Genomic DNA, 18,370 nt, shown 5'->3' with positions numbered 1-18,370 from the left:
TTGCATCCGGGCCTCGATTTCTTCGACGACCTGCCGTTAACCCGGGTTTCAGCGCAGCCCGGTTCATCGCGCCGGGCCTCCCCCTGCGAGCGCCAGCATGTCCGCATCCACCTCCATCGAGAAAATCGCCGACTGGGCGGGACGAAACCATCTTGTCGTCGGCGCGCTGGGCACCCTGATGTCGCTCGCGGCGATCGGCATCAGCGCGGCCACGCTCTGGGCCACGAGAAGCGAAGTCGTCGAGCACGCGCACGAAACCTCGCGCAACGTCGCCGCCGTGCTGGTCAGCGAGATCGCGCGGACCGTCGAAACGTCCAACAACGCGCTGATCGCGCTCTCCGCCGATCTCGGCAAGCCGGAGGTGCGACGCATGGACGCCGGGCTGCGGCACGACCTGCTGTTCCAGCGCGCGGCCGCGCAATACGTGACGGGAATGGGCGTGACGGACCGCGACGGCCGGCTGATCGACGCGTGCTGCGGCCCGTCCCACCACTGGAACTTCGGCGATCGCGACTATTTCAAGGTCCATCGCGACTCGCCGAACGTCGGCCTTTACGTGTCGGAGGCGTATCGCGCGCGCTCGCGCGGCGGCACGGAATCGATCGCGCTCTCCCGACGCATCGAACGACCGGACCACACGTTCAACGGCATCGCGGTGGTCGCGATCGACCTCGCCTATTTCGACCAGCTGCTGTCGCGGCTGGACGTCGGGCCGCACGGCATCAGCGCGATCGTGCGCGCGGACGGCACCATCCTCGCCCGCAACCCGTCGCTGAACGATCACCAGATGGTTCGCCTGCGCCGCTCGAAAGCCTTCGATCGCATGCTGAACCAGGATTCGGGCTTCTACGCGGCGCATTCGCGCATCGACGGAACGCTGCGGCTCTATACGTTCCAGCGGGTGCCCGGCACACCGCTGATCGCCGTCGTCGCGCCGGCCGAAGCCGACGTGCTGGCCGGTTTCATCCGGATGTCGTGGTCGGTCGGCGTGTCGGCGTCGCTCCTCTGCGCGCTCTTCTGCGCGGTCGTCTGGCTGCTCGCGTTCGCGTTGCGGGACAACCTTCGCAAGCAGACGCTGCTCACCGATCTCACGCGCACCGATCCGCTGACCGGCCTGCACAACCGCCGCGCGCTCGACGTCGCGCTGGCCGACGAATGGGAACGGCTCCAGCGCGGCCACGACGGCAGCCTGTCGGTGCTGTTCATCGATGCCGACCACTTCAAGCAGTACAACGACCGATACGGGCATGCACGCGGCGACACGGCGCTCCGGTTCCTCGCCGCATGCATCCGTGCCCATACGCAGCGGCGCGGCGACCTCGCCGCGCGTTACGGCGGCGAAGAGTTCGTCGCGGTGCTGCCCGACACCGACGAACGCGGCGCCGCGAAGGTCGCGGAGGCGATTCGCCGCGAGGTTGAACGCAACCGGCTCGACGGGTTCGCGGAACCCGTTCCGCCCTTCACCGTCAGCATCGGCTGCGCGACCGGCCATCGCGCACGCCCCGCCTCCGTGCACGCGCTGTCGCATCAGGCGGACATGGCGCTTTACCGCGCGAAGCGCGAAGGCCGAAACCGGGTGTGTTGCGCGGAAACGGAGCCGATCGCGCGCTCGGCATGACGGCCACGGGTCGAGTCGCGGCTCCGGGCCGCGGGTTGCACACCAACGATTGCCCCGGGCCACTGTTCCGTCATGGGTCGTTGTGGCAACAGGGATCGTTGTTCGATATCGAGGCCGCCGGACTTTCCATCCACGCGTATGGCCGGCGCGTAGCGGCACGCCGCTACATATCCGTCTCGGGTGCGTAAAAATGGCATCCGAGATGTTCAGTATCTGGAATTAACCAGATAGTGGGAATTTTCGCGCACGGAGCACGACACGCAACAAATCCTTAACGGCCGCGTAACGAATCGTCACCACAATTCGCCATCTTTGACCATCAGGATGGAGTCTTGCATGTTTGCGTCACGAAGCCGTTTCCCGCTGCATGTCGCCGCGCTGTCGAGCGCGATCGTTCTCGCCGCGTGCGGCGGCGGCGACGATGTCGCCTCGACCACCCCGACCAGCGCGGCCATGCCAGCGCCGCCGGCCGATCCCGGTTTCGTCGACAGCGCGCCGGTTCCGGGCGTGCCCGCCTTCGTCGACAACGTCGCGACCAACCAGCGCGGCGACGCGCGCTACGCCACGCTGTCGACGAACGCCGCGGTGCGCGTGGTCAGCCGCTTCCTCGACCTGTGGCAGCCGTCGACGATGCTCGTCGATGCGGGCGTGAGCGCGCCGGCCAACGGCGCGTTTCCGGCCATTTCGCCGTCGACCTGCACGGGGCTGCCCGGCAGCGGCACGCCGTGCGGCACGATCCTGAACGATGCGGTGCTGCGGGCGAACGTGCAATACGTGGTCAACGCGACGACCGCACGCACGCCGCAGCAAGCCGACGCCGCGTACTACGACGACCGGCGCGGCAAGGGCTACAGCGTGACCGACGGCATGGGGCCGCTCACCTCCGCATGGCGCACCGCCGCGCAGCAGGCGACCAGCATCACCAGCGTGCCGGCCGACGCGACGACCGTCCTGTACAACGACACGGGCAACAACGTGGGCGTGGGCGGCAGCGCGAACGCGAGCTTCGGGAAAGTCGTCGACCTGCTCAACGAGATGGGCAACAACGCGTCGACCGAACCCGCGAAACGCTTCTACAAGTATGCGCGGCCGTACCGCTGGAGCACGAGCGTCGTCGTCGCCCCCACGCTCGTGCCGGCGGAAAGCACGACGCCCGCGACCGACGGCGGGTTCATCAGCGGCCACCAGGCGGAAGCGATGCGCGACGCCGTGACGATGGCGTGGCTCGTGCCGGAGCGCTACCAGGAAATGGTCAGCCGCGGCCTCGAACTCGGCGAGAACCGCATCCTCGCCGGCATGCACTCGCCGCTCGACGTGATCGGCGGGCGCATGCTCGCGCTGGCGATCAGCGCGGCCAATCTCGCGGCGTACGCGAACGACGCTCAGGCCGCCTACGGGCAGGCGCACCAGACGCTGCAGCAGCTCACCGGCACGACCGGTTCGACGTTCGCGGCATTCGCGCACTCGGGCACGACGGCGACCGACCGCTTCGCCGATTACGCGACGAACAAGGCGGCCTTCGCGCGCCGCATGACCTACGGCTTCGGCGCGCTCGACGCGACCGGCGCGCCGCCGGTCGTGCCGAAGGGGGCGGAGATCCTGCTGCAGACGCGTTTCCCGTACCTGGGCGCGGATCAGCGGCGCGTCGTGCTGAAGACCACCGAGCTGCCGTCCGGCTACCCGGTGATGGACGATGCGGAAGGCTGGGGCCGGCTGAACCTGTTCGCCGCCGCCGACGGTTACGGCGCATTCAACGGCAACGTGATCGTCGCGATGGATGCGTCGAAGGGCGGCCTCAACGCCGCCGACCTGTGGCGCAACGACATCACGGGCACCGGCAAGCTGACGCTGCAAGGCAGCGGCGCGCTGACGCTGCAAGGCAGCGGCGCGCTGACGCTGGCGGGCAACAACAGCTATACGGGCGGCACGCAGGTCAGCGGCGGCACGCTCGCCGCGGCGTCCGCGACGGCGTTCGGCAACGGCGACGTGTATGTCGGCGCCGGCGGCGGCATCCGGATCGCGGCGGGTGCGCCCGTCACGATCGCGACGCGCTATACGCAGCTCGACAACACGACGCTCGAACTCGACATCGACGGCAACGGCGGCGGCCGCCTGCGCGTGGGCGGCGCGTTCACCGTCGCGGGCGGCACGCTGCACGTGAAGTTCGTGAACGGTTATGCGCCGAAGGCCGGCGACACCATCGCGCTGATCGACGCGGCAGCGGGCGCCGCGAAATTCGCGACGGTGACCGTCGACGGCTTCAAGGCGACGCCGGTCTATACGGCGACGGGGGTGTCGATCGTGCTGTCGGCGGCGTAACCGGCACAGCGATCGATCCGTGCGACGTCGCCTCCGACCGGCGGCGACGTCCATGCGAAACGACCGCGCGCCGCGTCCCGCTCGTTCCGACGAATGAAGCCGCGCGCGATAAATGCACCGGCTGACGCGCGATAAATGGGTGGGTGGAAAAATTTCACGTGGCTCAACTATATTTCCGCCAATGAAAAAGACCGGTCGGCTATGCCGACCGGTCCTATCAAATACGATCACTCCCCTGCAGCAGCCTCGATCGCGTCCGTATCCCACTTCCCACGTCGCGTTGCCTCCGCCAGCATGCCGAGCGTCAGCGGGTGGCGCTTCGGCGGCCGCAGCCGCTTCACGAACAACCCAATGAGCGACGACAGCAGTTCCTGGCCTTCCGGGCCGAAATAGCGCCGGTACGGGAACCCTTGGGCGTCGACGCCGAACGTCTCGGCCCACTTGTCGATGAACTCAACCCCATCCAGGCCGGTCACGCCGAGATCCTCCTCAAGCCGCGATTCCGGCTGAAGGTTCAACTGGCCACCGAACAATGGCCGGCCGAGTTCCTTACGGGTGAAGGCTTCAAAACGTTCCCAGGTATCGTCTTTCATGGCTCAGAGCACCCGATCCTCGGGCTTCACGAGTCGGTTGTAGGTCGTCACGGTATTGCGCATGATCAGGAACGCATCGCGAGCCAGGAACACCTCGCCTACGACCGGAATCGTCCGGCCGACCCACGCGCCGAGGCGGCGGGTGAAGGAGATTCGAATACCGGACAACCCGACGCCCGTGATCATCGGCAGGCGAAACGGCAGTATTTGGGGAAACAGTTTCCGGGCGGCAAGCGAGGCGACGGAAGTCCCCGGCGTAGCACCAGCGAACTTGCCCGGAACAGGAACGTCGCCCTCACCGAGCAACATTGCCGACGCGGCGGCCAGATCGTCCAGGCCGAGTTGCTTGCGTGTCTCGTCGAGCGCCACCAGGGCAAAGACGTCGACGGGCCGCAGATTGTGCCAGGTGCCGTAGGTGTAGCGGTTTTCGGCTATTCAATTTTTCTCCTGGTCCAGCAAGGGCGCTGCTCTCTCAGCGTGGCCCCCTGCGAAGGCGATACTTTACCGCATTGCCTCTGGAACAGCCCGGCCGGCGCGGCCGCCCGATCCCAGCTGTACACGATCAGTTCGCCGCGCGCGGCATCGCGGCCGCTCTTGCCTACCGTGTAGTTGAGGCTGGCCTTCTCCATCTCGAACCCCTCGAACACCCGCCGGATATCCGGATGGTCGTTGATGCTGACCATGATCTTGCCGGCGCGGGTCCGCATGGTGGCCGCCATCTGCTCGTACTCCTCGAACGGAAATGCAACGCCGTAGCCCTCGGTCTGCCAGAACGGCGGGGCGCAATAGAAAAACGTGTGCGGCCGCGAGCAGATTTTCCGGCCCGATCCCCTTGGATTTATCTCACTCCCCATCAGGCGATGCGAAACGTGGCGCCATCGAACCCGGCGAGGGAGTCGAGCCCGGCTCCCCGGCTCGCTCCCGATTCCGGAATCATCTACTTGACGCCATTCCCGGCGACCCATTGAAAGCCGAGACCGGTGATCCCGTTCACCAGGCTCTGGAAATCCTGGAACCCGGGCGTGCCGAGATCGGGCTCGAGCCAGAACGGATGGAAGAAGAATGACGCGAAACCATCCCGAACCGTCAGCGCGTATTGCGCATTCGTGTAGAGATCCTGCCACGTATAGGACAGACACGAGAACGGATCGATACCGCAGATGTTGTATTCGATGTTCCCGAGGTTCTCGGGCAGCACCCGTTGCCCGTAATAGTCGGTATTGATGATGTACGGGAAGAATTGCCCGACCGAAAAATCGTGATTCGGCGCGGTCGAATTCAGGTTCGGCTGATCCGACGTGTAGTAGACGACCCGCTGGTACGTCGTCTTGAACAGCGGCGGAACGGCCTTGATCGAAAGGGGCGACGACTGGTAGTGCGGCGCTTCCCACGCAAAGGGAACATAGCCGTTCGTCGACAGTTCCAGCAGGCCCGCTTTCAGACGGTTCGACGCCCACTGTGTCGAATCTTCGTCCACCGGACGGTTCTGCGTCGCCAGCCAGAACTCGTAGTCATTGCCGCTGACCGCGTTGTCGATATTCGGCGTCGAATTGTATTGATGCGTGTAACCGTGCATCACGATACTGCCGCCCCGGATCAGCGCGTAATTGAGCGCCTGCTTCAGACTGCTCGCCTGCGCGAGGTGTACGGTCAGCGGCACGCCGCCGTTATAGGCGCCGAGCGGATCCTGGTACAGCGGGATGGTCGCAATCGAAAACGGAATTTTCTTGGAATACATGTAGTCGGTCAGCGTCTTCATCGACGACGAGGTCGTGAACGCGTTGACGTCTTCCAGACGCACCATCGCGCGATGCAGCACCGGCTGGTTGGTCCCGAGAATGTCATGCAGCAGATCGCAGATCACCAGGTACCGGTCGCGCGGCCCGATGTATGAGAACGGCATGTCGGCGAAGTACCAGAAATTGCCCGCGCGCATGACATAAGGCGCCTGCGCACCGGTCTGACTGTCCTTGATGGTGACGAGTACACTGGCCTTCGTCGCGTCGGACACCGCGGTGATGCCGATGTCCGGATCCGCGCTGACGACGCCGGTGCTCGCGTTGAACGCATAGTATTTGACCATGCTCATGTTCTTGTAGAGCACCGTGTCAAAGAAGTCCGGGTTCGGGTTGCTGCTGGTCGGCGCGTAGGCCAGCCCGCTTATCCCGCTAAAGGTGAATCCGTAGCGGGCCGTGAAGTTGTACGACGGATCCCACGCGACTTCCCACAGGTTGTCCTTGAACCAGACCACCGTCTTCGACGTCTTGACGACGTCCGACAGAAATGCGGCAGGAAGGGTGTTGTTGTAATAGTTCCCCAGGTAGAAAGTCGCCTGGTACTTTTCGACGGTTCCGGCCGTATAGCTGTCGACGGGCGCAAGCGTGACATTGGTGTTGAAATGGCCAAGCAGATTGCGCAGCATGATCGCGTAAGCCATGCCGAGTTTCGTGTACGGGTCGTTCGGTGGGGCGTCATAGAGCACGAGGACGTTCGCCGTGGTGGTCTGGGCGAGCACGGTGGACGGCATCTGGCCGAATGCGAATCCGAGCACCAGCACCCATGCGAGGATGAGCTTCTTCATTGTGATCTCCTTCGTGCTTAGTCGCGCTGAAAGTCGCCGTTGGCCCGACGATGTTTGCCTTCGTTGAAGGTCGGTCCCCTGCCATGCTCGCGCTCGGCATTCCGTTTCTCGTCTTCCGCCACGCCTGGCACGATCTCCGTCGCGACGGCCGCGCGCGGTGGCGGCTCGACGCGTTTGTGTGAGGCGGAAGCACCGGACGCTCCCGCGTTGCAAACGGGGCTCATCAATGCCGTCGCGAACAAGATCGCTGCACATGCCACGGCAAGCTTGAGTGGGGATTTCATTGGAGAACTCCTTTCACTGGTCTCTGCGTGAAAACCGGAGGTATGTCATCGGAACAACGCCTGGCCTGAGCATTGAGTGTCTGGCGACCGCGAACCCTGGGGGACGTCGATGCCTGAAACAACCTCATACGAATTGCGCCACGCATCGTCACTCGCGTGACGACGTGACCGCCACCGGCGTCGGTCACGTCGCCCTGTGATGACCGCGACTGCACCCGCAAACGGCAGACACCCGATGCGTGTGTCGAGCGTGCAGTTGCGGCCCTCGTTTGCTCATCACACCGACCACACATGCATTAACGATGCCAGGCACCGTTCCACCGAAGCGGGCCGGCAACAGACGAAGGAGGATGACATCGCAACGCAAAAAAAACGTAACGCCAAAGAAACGCGGGGCGGCGATGCACGGTGGTACCGGCTCCAGGGATCATCGATGCCGGCAGGGGGAGAGGAAATGCATTTCGACTCTGCGCCTGGTTTGCGGCCGAGCCGGTGGGGTGAAAAATGCTATGGATCACGAATCTTGTGTTCTCGACAGCCTGCATGTCGGAACGTTTCGATCCTGAGAATTTGCGCGGTTCCGTGAAGACGGCCCTGCCTGGCGCAATTCGCCTGTGGACAGGCGAACTTGTCGGAGAGCGTGAAACCTTTGTCGTATGACAAAAGACGATCTTCCTGCAATCGTCAATCAGCTACGAGGATGGCTTTCATCGCATGCGGTCATTTGGCGACGCGCCTCGGCAGCGTGGCCTGACGATACGACGGCCGTGACACGGTGGAGGTCGACACCGAACACGGCCGGCCAGGCCATGCGGCCGAATACGTCCGCCGGAAAGTCGACGCACGCCTGCACCTTCGCCGACGCAGCCAGCCGAGTCGGATACACCGCCCGCACGTTCGCGGGCTGCGCGACGCCGGGCAACACCTGCACGAGTGCGCACGCTGTCGAGTAGCGTGCGCACGTCCCATATCTAGCGCAGCACGATGCCGCGCCCCGATATCAGGCACAGGTTCACGACGATCGCCTGTAGTAATGCTGCGCCAGCGCGACCCAATACCGGACACCGGCCGGGATGATTTCGTCGTTGAAATCGTATTTCGGGTGATGCAGCGACGGTGCCGCCGCGCCCTCCGGCGCATTGCCGATCAGCACGTAAGCGCCGGGCCGCTCCTCCAGCATGAAGCCGAAATCCTCCGACGTCATGTTCGGCGGCACGTCGCGGTACAGGCGTTCGCCACCGAACGTGTCGCCGATCACCGCTTCGCACAGCGCCGTCTCGGCCGGCGTGTTGACCGTTGCCGGGTAGTACTGGAAAAACTCGACGTCGACCTGCGCGCCATACGCACGCGCCAGCCCCTCGCACGTGAGCTGCACGTCTGTCTGCAGTTTCTGCTGCAACGCGGACGACAGCGTGCGGATCGTCCCGCGCAGCTCGACGCTGTCCGGAATGACGTTGTCCGTCGTGCCCGCGTGGATCATGCAGACGGAAATGACCGCAGGGTCCACGGGATCCTTGTGCCGCGCGGCGATGGTCTGACACTGCAGCACCATCGAACACGCGAGCGGAACGGGATCGATGCCCAGATGCGGCTGCGCCGCGTGCGCGCCCTTGCCGGTCACCTTGATCCTGAAGCGCGAGCCCGCGGCCATGATCGGGCCGGTACGCAATCCGAAATGCCCGGCAGGCAAGCCGGGCCAGTTGTGCATGCCGAACACCGCTTCGGTCGGGTATTGCTCGAACAGCCCGTCGTCGATCATCTTGCGCGCGCCCGCGCCGCCCTCTTCTCCCGGCTGAAACACGAAATGAACGGCACCCGGCAATGGCGGCAGTTCCTTCAGGATGCGCGCGGCGCCGAGCAACATGACGGTATGGCCGTCATGCCCGCATGCGTGCATGATCCCGTGCGTGCACGATGCGTGCGCGAAGTCGTTGGCTTCCTGGATCGGCAGTGCATCCAGATCCGCGCGCAGCACGATGCCGCGCGCCGGGTCCGCACCGGGCAGGCTCGCGACGACGCCCGTGCCGCCCAGCCCACGCGATACCGCATAACCGAGCGCGTCGAGCTCGCGGGCAACGACGTCGGCGGTCCGGTGTTCTTCGAATCGCAGCTCGGGATGCGCATGCAGATCGCGCCGCAGCCTTGCCCAATGCGCGTGATGCGCTTGCAGCGACGTATCGGGAATGACAGGTTTTTCCAATTTCGGCACCTTCCGAAAGTAAGCGGCTTCCAGTCCGTGCTGCCGCCGCGTTCGCACGCAGCGGCTGCGTCAGTCGTAAAAGCCGATGATCGACTTGATTTCCATGTAGTCCTCCATCCCTTCGATCCCGTACTCGCGGCCGTTGCCCGACTGCTTGTAGCCGCCGAACGGCGCCTGCGGATCCCATGCCGGATAGTTCAAGTGCACCTGCCCTGCCCGGATGCGGGCGGCCACCGCGCGTACGCTCTCGTGGTCGCTGCCCTGCACATGCGCGCCGAGCCCGTACACCGTGTCGTTCGCGATGGCGATCGCCTCTTCCACGGTGTCGTAGGGAAGGATCGCGAGGACCGGACCAAAAATCTCCTGTTGCGCGATCGTCATGTCGGTGCGCACGTCGGAAAAAATGGTCGGCCGCGCGTAGAAGCCCCGATCGAATCCCGCCGGCCGCCCCGGGCCGCCGGCGACGAGCTTCGCCCGTTCGTCGATGCCTGCGTCGATCATCTGCGCGACCCGCCCGAACTGCGCGCGATTGGCAAGCGGCCCATGCGTCGTCGCCTCGGCGAACGGATCGCCGACCACCAGCCGCTCCACTGCCGCGACGGCCAGCGCCTCGACCGCGCCGAGCGCGGCGCGCGGCACGATCATGCGGGTCGGCGCGCTGCACGACTGGCCCATGTTCCTGAACGCGGCGGCCACGCCGGGTGCGATCGCCTGCTGCAAGTCCGCATCCGGCAACACGATGTTCGGCGATTTGCCGCCGAGCTCCTGCGCGACGCGCTTGACGGTCGGCGCGGCTGCCTGCGCGACCAGCACGCCCGCGCGGGTCGATCCGGTGATCGACACCATGTCGACCTCCGGATGCGACGAAAGCGCGGAGCCGACCTCCGCACCATTGCCGCTCACCAGGTTGAATACGCCTGCCGGCACCCCCGCATCGGCGATCACTTCCGCAAACAGCAATGCGCTGAGCGGCGACAGCTCGCTGGGTTTCAGGACGACCGTACAACCGGCCGCGAGCGCCGGGCCGACCTTCGCGGTGATCTGGTAGATCGGCCAGTTCCACGGCGTGATCAGCGCGCACACGCCGATCGGCTCGCGTACGATCGCGGTCGTCCCGCGTCGGGAAACGAACGGATAGCGCGCGAGATTGTCGCGCGCGACCCGGATATGCTCGGCCGCGAGCGGCACGTGCGCGGCGCGCGCATAGGCGATCGGCGCACCCATCTCGGTGGCCAGCGCCGTGGCGAACAGTTCCGCCCGCTCCAGCATCAACGTGTGGACGCGATCGAGCAGCGCGGCGCGCGCCTGCGGCGAAGTGGCCGACCACCGTTCGAACGCACGGCGCGCGGCGGTGACGGCCCGGTCGGCGTCACGTGCGCTGCCGAGCGGGATGTCGCACACCGTGTCCTCGGTGGACGGGCACACGACCGCGAACCGGTCGCCGCCGTCGGGCAGGACCCAGTCGCCGTCGATGAAGAAACGATCCAGCCTGCCGGCTTGCATCAGGTGACGAACGGGGGAAATGACGGATGAATTCATTGCAGGATGTCCTTGAGGCGGTGCTGCACGCCCGCGAACGGCACGAACGACGGTCTGCCGAAGCGGTCGGATAAAACGGGCCGATCGAAGCTTGTCGACGGGTTGAGAGCGGCGCGTCCGTCGACCGTCCGTCGACGATTCGCGCCACCGGCATGAGCACGGTTCGCGCCGTGGCCGCCGTCGCCCCGCGTACTAGAAATCCGCGACCTTGCCCCACGCGGAATCGCTGAACCGTTCCGGCCGATACGGCACCGGGTCGACCAGCGGTTGCGCACCGGTCGCGAGATCCGCGATCAGATGCCCGGCGCCCGGCCCGATGCCGAAGCCGTGACCGGAAAAGCCCGCGGCAAGGATCAGCCCCGGCACACCCGGCACTTCGCCGATGCCCGGCACGCCGTCCGGCGTGCTGTCGACGAAGCCGGCCCATGCGTGCGTGATCTTCGCGTCGCGAAGTTCGGGAAACAGTTCGGCGGCGCGGCGGTGGGTCTCGTTGACCGTCGGCATGTCCGGTTTCGGATCCAGAATGCGTACCACCTCCATCGGCGTCGGTTCATCGAGCCGCCAGCGCTTCAGCGTTTCATGCCCGCCGCGCACGCCTTCGAGCCAGCCCGGCAGAAGATTGCGCCAGCGCTTCGCGAACATCGGCAAGAACTGCGGCGCGAATCGCAGGAACTGCGGCGTCACGTCCACGCGCGCGCGACCGCTGATCGCCAGCGCGTAGCGTCCGTCACTGCGGCGCGTCACGGACACGCCGGACGTATACATCGCATCCGGCAGCGGATGCTCGACAGGCGACACGCTCAGGATCGACTGACGGATCGACGCCTGCGGAAAGCGGATGCCGAGCTGGCGGCAGAACGACGACGCCCATGCGCCGCCGGCAAGCACGACCGTCCTGGTCTTGATGACGCCGGCCTCCGTGACGACGCCGCCGACACGCCCGCCCTCGAGTTCGATGCCGCGCGCCGCGCAGTGCTGGTGGACACTGCCGCCGAGCTTCATCAGTGCGGCGGCGACGGCCGGTGCGGCCTTCTCCGGGTCGGCCGTGCCGTCGGTCGGCGAAAAGACGCCGCCTTTCCACGTCCGCCCGGTCGCGTGTCCGCGCTCGGTGGCCTGCTTGCGGTCGAGCATGTACGTCGTCACGCCCGCGGTCTTCGCGAACTCGCCCCAGTTGGCCCAGCGCGACAGCTCGGCCTCGTCGTTACTCAGATACAACAGCCCGCAGCGATGAAAGCCGGTGTCTTCGCCGGATTCGGCGGCGAATCGTTCCCACAGATCGATGCTCTTGCTCGCCATCGGCAATTCGCGTTCGTCGCGGTTCTGCTGCCGGCACCAGCCCCAGTTGCGGCTCGACTGCTCGGCGCCGATTCGCCCCTTCTCGACGAGCGCGACCGATACCCCGCGCCGGGCCAGGTAATAGGCGGTAAAGACGCCGATGATGCCGCCGCCGACCACGACGACGTCGGCCGATGCCGGCGGCGTGGGCGAGGTTTCTATAAGGCGCAGCGGTGGGGACATGGTCAGTCTCGTTCGGTTGAGGCACGTACGTTCTGCACGACGTAAAACTTCGCGACGCGTTCGCTGCTTTCCCACCCGATCGATGCGCCGCGCGGCACGAACAGCGCATCACCGGTGCCGAGCGACAGCACGCTGCCGTCGGGGGCGGCGAATCGCACGCTGCCGGCCAGCAGGAGCATGAACTCGTTGACGCGATGCGGGCGAACGATCCGGTGATAGGGCGTCGAATCCCACGTACCGGCGCAATACCCGGCGCCGTCGTCGAGGAACACGTTGTCGCTGCGGCATTGCGGTGCGGGGCCGAGCAGCACCTCGGGCGGCAGCGATGCGGAAGGCTTGAAGTCGGCGTCGGCCCGCAGCGGAAACAGGCCGTGTTTCGTCGGCGTCGTGCACGCGGCTGCGCAGAACATCAACAACACGCGCGATTCCGCGTTGATGCGAAGCGCCGTGCCGGCACCGATGACTGCCCCTTCCCCCGGCCCGAGCACCAGCGGAGCGGCCCCGGCCGCTTCGAGCGTCAGCTCGCCTTCGATGACCGCGATCGTTTCGATGTGCGGAAAGCGCGCCACGTCGAGTTCGCCGACGAAGGCGATACGTCCCGCGGCCATCGAGTCGGGGCCTTCCCAGGCGATCTCCCGATGTCGCGCAAAAGGATCGCCGTCGCCGAACGCCTGCTTGCGGAACGAGGTGGAACAAGGCGCGCCGTCGGCACGATGCAACACGAAAGCTGCGGTCATTTCTGCTCCTCTGCAGTGCGCGGCGGCCGGATCGGAAACCGTCGCGCAATATTGGAAATCTCCGTTCGCCGGCGAACCCGCCGGAATCCCGTCAGGTGTGCACGCCGCCCGCGCTTGCGCCCGCGCGGCGTTCGGTGTGCGCGCGCGCCGACGTCGTTCGCGCCGATGCACCGCCCGGTCGCGCGACCACGCAATCGCGCGGCGTGATCCCGAGCACCCGCCGAAAATGCCGGCACAGATGGCTCTGGTCGAAGAAACCGACGTCGGTCGCGACGACCGACGGCGCAACTCCGGCGCGCAACAGGTCCTGCGCCCGCCGCACCCGGACGAGGCACAGATACCGGTGCGGGGACAACCCGGTTTCGCTGCGAAAGCGCGCGGTGAAACGCGATACGCTCAACCCGGCCACCGCCGCGAGCGTGTCGAGATTCAGCGGCTGCGCGAACGACGCGTCGATCGTGCGCAGCACGTCGCCGATCGCCGGCGAGACGGGCCGCGCGACGCGCGGTGTGCATGGCGTCGTGTCTTCGACCGAATCGTGAATCAGGTCGAGCATGCTGGCAGTCCTCATGTCGCCGCCTGCGGTGTCACGCCCGGCAAGGCGACGCCCGCTGACGGGCAAACGAAACGCGCTGTCATGTTGAATTCTCCCCGGCGCCCGCTTCAGTGCAGGAAATCCTGCACCCGGTAATACGCGCCGACGAACGGCAGGAACCACGCGTGCCCGAAATGCCCGGGCATCGCCGGCCAGTCGAGCTCGCGCCACGGATTCGAGGCCGTCGCGCCATACAGCACGTCGGCCATGACGCGGCCCATGTGCACCGACATCTGCACGCCGTGGCCGCTGTAGCCCATCGAGTAATAGAGCCCGTCGTGCTGGCCCGCGCGCGGCAGCCGGTCGGCGGTGATGTCCACCAGCCCGCCCCAGCAGTAGTCGAGCCGGACGTCGGCCAGTTCCGGGAAGTAACCGGCCATGCCGGCGCGCAGGATGTCGCCGCTTTTCGCGTCGGAGCGCGGGCTCGACATCGCGAAGCGGGCGCGGCCGCCGAACAGCAGCCGGTTGTCGGGCGTCACGCGGAAGTAGTTGCCGATCTGGCGCGACGTCACGTACGCACGGCGATGCGGGAACAGCCGGTTCAACTGCGCGTCGGCGAGCGGCTCGGTCACGACGATGAAGCTGCCGACCGGCGCGATGCGCCGCCGGAACCATCCGAACGGGCCGTGCTGCGATGCGCCGGTCGCGACGAGCACGCGATCGGCGACGATCCTGCCGCGCGTGCAGGTAATCGCGTGCCGCTCGCCATCGAGCCGGTCCAGTTGCGTGACGGCCGCATGCTCGTAGACGCGTGCACCCGCGCGCACCGCCGCGTGCGCAAGCCCGACACCGAACTTGCCCATGTGCATCTGCGCACCGTTGCGCTGCAAGAGTCCGCCGTAGAAGCCGTCGGACGCGACTTCATCGCGAATCCGCGTGGGTTCGATCAGTTCGATATCCGGATCGACGTCGCGCCGCAACGCGTCGAACGTCTTCGCCAGCCCTGCGAAATGCTGCGGCTTCGCGGCGAGCTTCAGCTTGCCCGCGCGCCGGAAATCGCAGTCGATCGCGTGTTCGGTGACGATCGTCTCGACGCTCTTCACCGCGCTTTCGTATGCGCGATAGAACTGCTTCGCCGGCTCCGCGCCCATGCGCGCGGCCAATGACGCGTAATCCTGCGCGACGCCCGTGTTGCACTGGCCGCCGTTGCGGCCGGACGCTTCGCCCGCGACCTGCGCGGCCTCGAGCACGACCACCGATACGCCGCGCTGCGCCAGCGCGAGCGCCGCCGACAAGCCGGTAAAGCCGCCGCCGATCACGACCACGTCGGCGCGCCCTTCGACGGGGCCCTCGCAGCCCGCGCGAAATGCGGGGCGGGTATCCAGCCAGTACGATTCGAATTTCATCGGGTCCTTCTCGAGCTTGTTGGCGACGACGATCGGCTGCCGTTCACGGGAAATCATTTAATCACCATCAAAAACCGCAGTTGCCGCGTATTCGCGCACGGCACGCGCGCAAATCGCCGTTTTGGGCAACCGCCGCAGCAGACTATGCGGTGCACCGGCCGCCACGTCGCGCGCGCCGAACGGCGGCGTGCCGCGCATTACAGCTGCACGGGCTGCCCGGGCGCGGCACCCGCCTGCGTCGGCTCGGCCTGGAAGCGCGCCAGGTCTTCCTCGTTGCGATGGCACAGCACCTGCGCGCCGTTGTCGAGCTTGCGCAGCACCGGCGGCGTCCGGTTGCAGAGGCCGTCCACCCGCATCGCGCAGCGCGACAGGAACGGACACAGCTCGCCGTCGTCCGCGCGCTCGCCGATCGGCACCAGCGGCCGATGGCAGCGCTCGGCCGCATCGTCGAGCCAGCCCGCGCGCAGCTCCGGCGCGGACGACACGAGCAGGTGCGAATACGGGTGATAAGGCGGCGCGCACAGCGCGTCGCGGCTGCCCGTCTCGACGCGGCGGCCCGCATACAGCACGACGATGTCGTCGCTGATCGCGCGCACCTTCGCGATGTCGTGCGTGATGAACACGTAGGACACGCCGAGCTTCGCCTGCAGGTCGCGCAGCAGGTCCATGATCGCGGCGCCGACCACGGTGTCGAGCGCCGACGTGACTTCGTCGCACAGGATCAGGTCGGGTTCGGCCGCGAGCGCACGCGCGAGGTTCACGCGCTGCTTCTGCCCGCCCGACAGCTCGCCGGTGCGCCGCGCGGCCACCGCCTGCGGCAGCCGCACGAGTTCGAGCAGCTCCGCGACGCGCTGCCGCGCACGCGCGCCCTTGATCCCGTGGTAGAACGCGAGCGGCCGCGCGAGCGTGCGCTCGACGGTATGCACCGGATTGAGCGCGGTGTCGGCGTTCTGGAACACGATCTGCACCCGCCGGTGCTGCTCCTTGGTGCGCTTGCCGATATCGCGCGCGAGCGGCTCGCCGTCGAGCAGGATCTTCCCGGCCGCCGCCGGCACCAGGCCCGCGATCACCTTGGCGAGCGTCGTCTTGCCGGAGCCCGATTCGCCGATCACGCCGACCGTCTGTCCGCGCCCGATGCGCAGGTCGACTTCGTTCAGGATCAGCTTCGCGGGCCAGCCCTTCGCGTTGCGGCCGCCGTAACCGGCGACCGCGCCGCGCACCTCGAGCAACGGCGCCGGGTCGGCCGGCGCCGGTTTCCCGTCGCGTTGCGCATCGTTCGGCGTGACCGCCGCGATCAGGCTCTGCGTGTACGGGTGCGCCGGTGCATGCAGGATCTGTTCGGTGTCGCCCGTCTCGCGGATCACGCCGTCGCTCAGCACGACGATCCGGTCGGCCATCTGCGCGACCACGGCCAGGTCGTGCGACACGTAGACCGCGCTCATCCCGTAGCGCCGGATCACGCTCTTGAACGCCTGCAGCACGTCGATCTGCGTGGTGACGTCGAGCGCCGTGGTCGGCTCGTCGAGAATCACGAGCTCCGGATCGGTGATCAGCGCCATCGCGGCCATCAGCCGCTGCAACTGCCCGCCCGACACCTGGTGCGGATAGCGCTTGCCGATCGTCTCCGGCTCCGGCAGCGCGAGCGCGCGGAACAGCTCGACCGCCTTTGCCTGCGCATCGCGCTTCGACATCGTCCGGTGAATCAGCGCGCTCTCGATCACCTGGTCGAGGATCGTGCGTGACGGGTTGAACGAGGCAGCCGCGCTCTGCGCGATATACGCGACCTTGCGGCCGCGCAGCGCGGCCAGGCCCGACGCCGACAGCCTGCAGACGTCCGTGCCGCCGATCTTCACCGAGCCGCCGGCAATCCGGCAGCCGGTGCGCGCGTGGCCCATCAGCGACAGCGCGATCGTCGTCTTGCCCGAGCCGGATTCGCCGATCAGCGCGAGCACCTCGCCGCGCCCGATCTCGAAGTCGACGTCGTGGACGATCGTCGTTTCCGCGGCGCCCGGGCGACCGCCGACAACGCGCAGCCCGCGCACCTCGACGAGCGGAGTCGATTGATCTCGCATCAGTGTTCTCCGGCGGCCGCGGCCGCGCCCTTGCGGCGGCCGCGATGCGGCAGACCGTCGATCAACAGGTTGACGCCCACCGTCAGGATCGCGATCGCGACCGCGGGCATGATCGCGACAGCCGAACCGTCGCCGAGGCTCGCGATGTTCTCGCGCACGAGCGAGCCGAGGTCCGCATACGGCGGCTGCACGCCGAGCCCGAGAAAGCTCAGGCCGCTCAGCAGCAGCACGACGAACGTGAAGCGCAGGCCCGTATCGGCGAGCATCGGATGAATCATGTTCGGCAGCATCTCGACGCACGCGATGTACAGCGCGCTCTCGCCGCGCGCCTTCGCGACCTGCACGAATTCGAGCGTGCTGATGTTGACCGCCAGCGCGCGTGCGATCCGGTACGAGCCCGGCATGTAGCTGACCGCGGCGGTCAGGACCAGCAGCGGCAGCGACGAGCCGAACGCGGCGACGAACATCAGCGCGAACATCTTCGACGGAATCGACGTGAGCGCGTCGAGCAGCCGGCTCATCGTCTCGTCGACCGCGCGGCCCGACACGGTCGCGAGCAGCCCGAGCGTCGTGCCTGTCAGCGCGGCGAGCAGCACCGCGGCGAGCGCGAGCAGCACGGTCAGGCGCGTGCCGTACAGGATCCGGCTCAGCATGTCGCGGCCGAGGAAGTCGGAGCCGAACGGCAGCTTCGCGCTGAACCGCGCGAACACGTCCGGCGTGACGATCGCGCCCACGTCGTGCGGCGCGAGCAGCGGGGCGAACACCGCGATGAACAGCATCAGCCCGACCATCGACAGGCCGACACGGCCGCCGGCCGTCAATTCGATGCGTGCGGAACGGCGCTTGCGCGGCTGGTCGGGGGCCGGGGCGGCGGGCGGCGTCGCGCCGCCCCACGGCGGGCGCGGTTCGCCGGACGGCGGCAGCGTGTTGCTGCGTTGAACGGGGTCGGTCGGGTGCATGGGCGGCAT

The 18,370-nt window shown here is 67.0% G+C and carries 15 protein-coding genes; 2 read left to right on the top strand and 13 right to left on the bottom strand.

Going from position 1 to position 18,370, the window contains the following annotated elements:
- The first annotated feature begins 97 nt into the window (after positions 1-97).
- Together APZ15_RS34920 and APZ15_RS34915 are read left to right on the top strand one after the other, a co-directional pair.
- Positions 98-1,618, top strand: a complete 1,521-nt coding sequence (locus APZ15_RS34920) for a sensor domain-containing diguanylate cyclase (protein WP_027792810.1) — start codon at positions 98-100, stop codon at positions 1,616-1,618.
- 336 nt (positions 1,619-1,954) lie between these two features.
- Positions 1,955-3,937, top strand: coding sequence for an autotransporter-associated beta strand repeat-containing protein (locus tag APZ15_RS34915; protein WP_027792811.1), 1,983 nt, complete (start codon positions 1,955-1,957; stop codon positions 3,935-3,937).
- A gap of 227 nt (positions 3,938-4,164) precedes the next feature.
- On the opposite strand, the gene APZ15_RS34910 is transcribed toward APZ15_RS34915, so the two are convergent.
- From APZ15_RS34910 to APZ15_RS34850, 13 genes are all read right to left on the bottom strand, one after another.
- Positions 4,165-4,530, bottom strand: coding sequence for a DUF1493 family protein (locus APZ15_RS34910; protein ID WP_027792812.1), 366 nt, complete (start codon positions 4,528-4,530; stop codon positions 4,165-4,167).
- A gap of 3 nt (positions 4,531-4,533) precedes the next feature.
- Positions 4,534-4,965, bottom strand: a complete 432-nt coding sequence (locus APZ15_RS34905; RefSeq protein WP_027792813.1) for an STM2901 family protein — start codon at positions 4,963-4,965, stop codon at positions 4,534-4,536.
- A complete protein-coding gene (locus APZ15_RS34900) occupies positions 4,962-5,249 on the bottom strand; it encodes a DNA methyltransferase (protein ID WP_138143349.1) in 288 nt (95 codons plus the stop codon). Before APZ15_RS34900 ends, APZ15_RS34905 begins: the two co-directional genes overlap by 4 nt.
- A gap of 218 nt (positions 5,250-5,467) precedes the next feature.
- Positions 5,468-7,111 carry a DUF2334 domain-containing protein gene (locus APZ15_RS34895; RefSeq protein WP_027792814.1) on the bottom strand — a complete coding sequence of 548 codons (1,644 nt, stop codon included), beginning with the start codon at positions 7,109-7,111 and terminating at the stop codon, positions 5,468-5,470.
- A 17-nt stretch (positions 7,112-7,128) separates the two neighbouring features.
- Positions 7,129-7,395, bottom strand: a complete 267-nt coding sequence (locus APZ15_RS41495) for a hypothetical protein (protein WP_138143348.1) — start codon at positions 7,393-7,395, stop codon at positions 7,129-7,131.
- 1,012 nt (positions 7,396-8,407) lie between these two features.
- Positions 8,408-9,595: a M20 aminoacylase family protein gene (locus APZ15_RS34885; protein WP_027792816.1), complete on the bottom strand. Its 1,188-nt coding sequence runs from the start codon at positions 9,593-9,595 to the stop codon at positions 8,408-8,410.
- A 69-nt stretch (positions 9,596-9,664) separates the two neighbouring features.
- Entirely contained in the window at positions 9,665-11,134 is a 1,470-nt protein-coding gene (locus APZ15_RS34880) for an aldehyde dehydrogenase family protein (protein WP_027792817.1), read from the bottom strand.
- A 192-nt stretch (positions 11,135-11,326) separates the two neighbouring features.
- Positions 11,327-12,652 carry an NAD(P)/FAD-dependent oxidoreductase gene (locus APZ15_RS34875; RefSeq protein ID WP_027792818.1) on the bottom strand — a complete coding sequence of 442 codons (1,326 nt, stop codon included), beginning with the start codon at positions 12,650-12,652 and terminating at the stop codon, positions 11,327-11,329.
- Between the two features lie 2 nt (positions 12,653-12,654).
- Complete coding sequence (locus APZ15_RS34870) at positions 12,655-13,389, bottom strand: cupin domain-containing protein (protein WP_027792819.1); 735 nt, start codon at positions 13,387-13,389, stop codon at positions 12,655-12,657.
- 91 nt (positions 13,390-13,480) lie between these two features.
- On the bottom strand, positions 13,481-13,945 hold the full coding sequence (locus APZ15_RS34865) for a helix-turn-helix domain-containing protein (RefSeq protein ID WP_051363326.1): 465 nt from the start codon (positions 13,943-13,945) through the stop codon (positions 13,481-13,483).
- Positions 13,946-14,052: 107 nt separating this feature from the next.
- Positions 14,053-15,330: an NAD(P)/FAD-dependent oxidoreductase gene (locus APZ15_RS34860; protein ID WP_034196295.1), complete on the bottom strand. Its 1,278-nt coding sequence runs from the start codon at positions 15,328-15,330 to the stop codon at positions 14,053-14,055.
- A gap of 197 nt (positions 15,331-15,527) precedes the next feature.
- Positions 15,528-17,402 carry an ABC transporter ATP-binding protein gene (locus APZ15_RS34855; protein ID WP_027792822.1) on the bottom strand — a complete coding sequence of 625 codons (1,875 nt, stop codon included), beginning with the start codon at positions 17,400-17,402 and terminating at the stop codon, positions 15,528-15,530.
- Entirely contained in the window at positions 17,402-18,361 is a 960-nt protein-coding gene (locus tag APZ15_RS34850; RefSeq protein ID WP_027792823.1) for an ABC transporter permease, read from the bottom strand. Before APZ15_RS34850 ends, APZ15_RS34855 begins: the two co-directional genes overlap by 1 nt.
- Positions 18,362-18,370: the final 9 nt, after the last annotated feature.

Origin of the sequence: Burkholderia cepacia ATCC 25416 (genome assembly GCF_001411495.1) — a bacterium.
Lineage (GTDB): Bacteria > Pseudomonadota > Gammaproteobacteria > Burkholderiales > Burkholderiaceae > Burkholderia > Burkholderia cepacia.
This window is presented reverse-complemented; position numbering and strand designations above follow the sequence as displayed.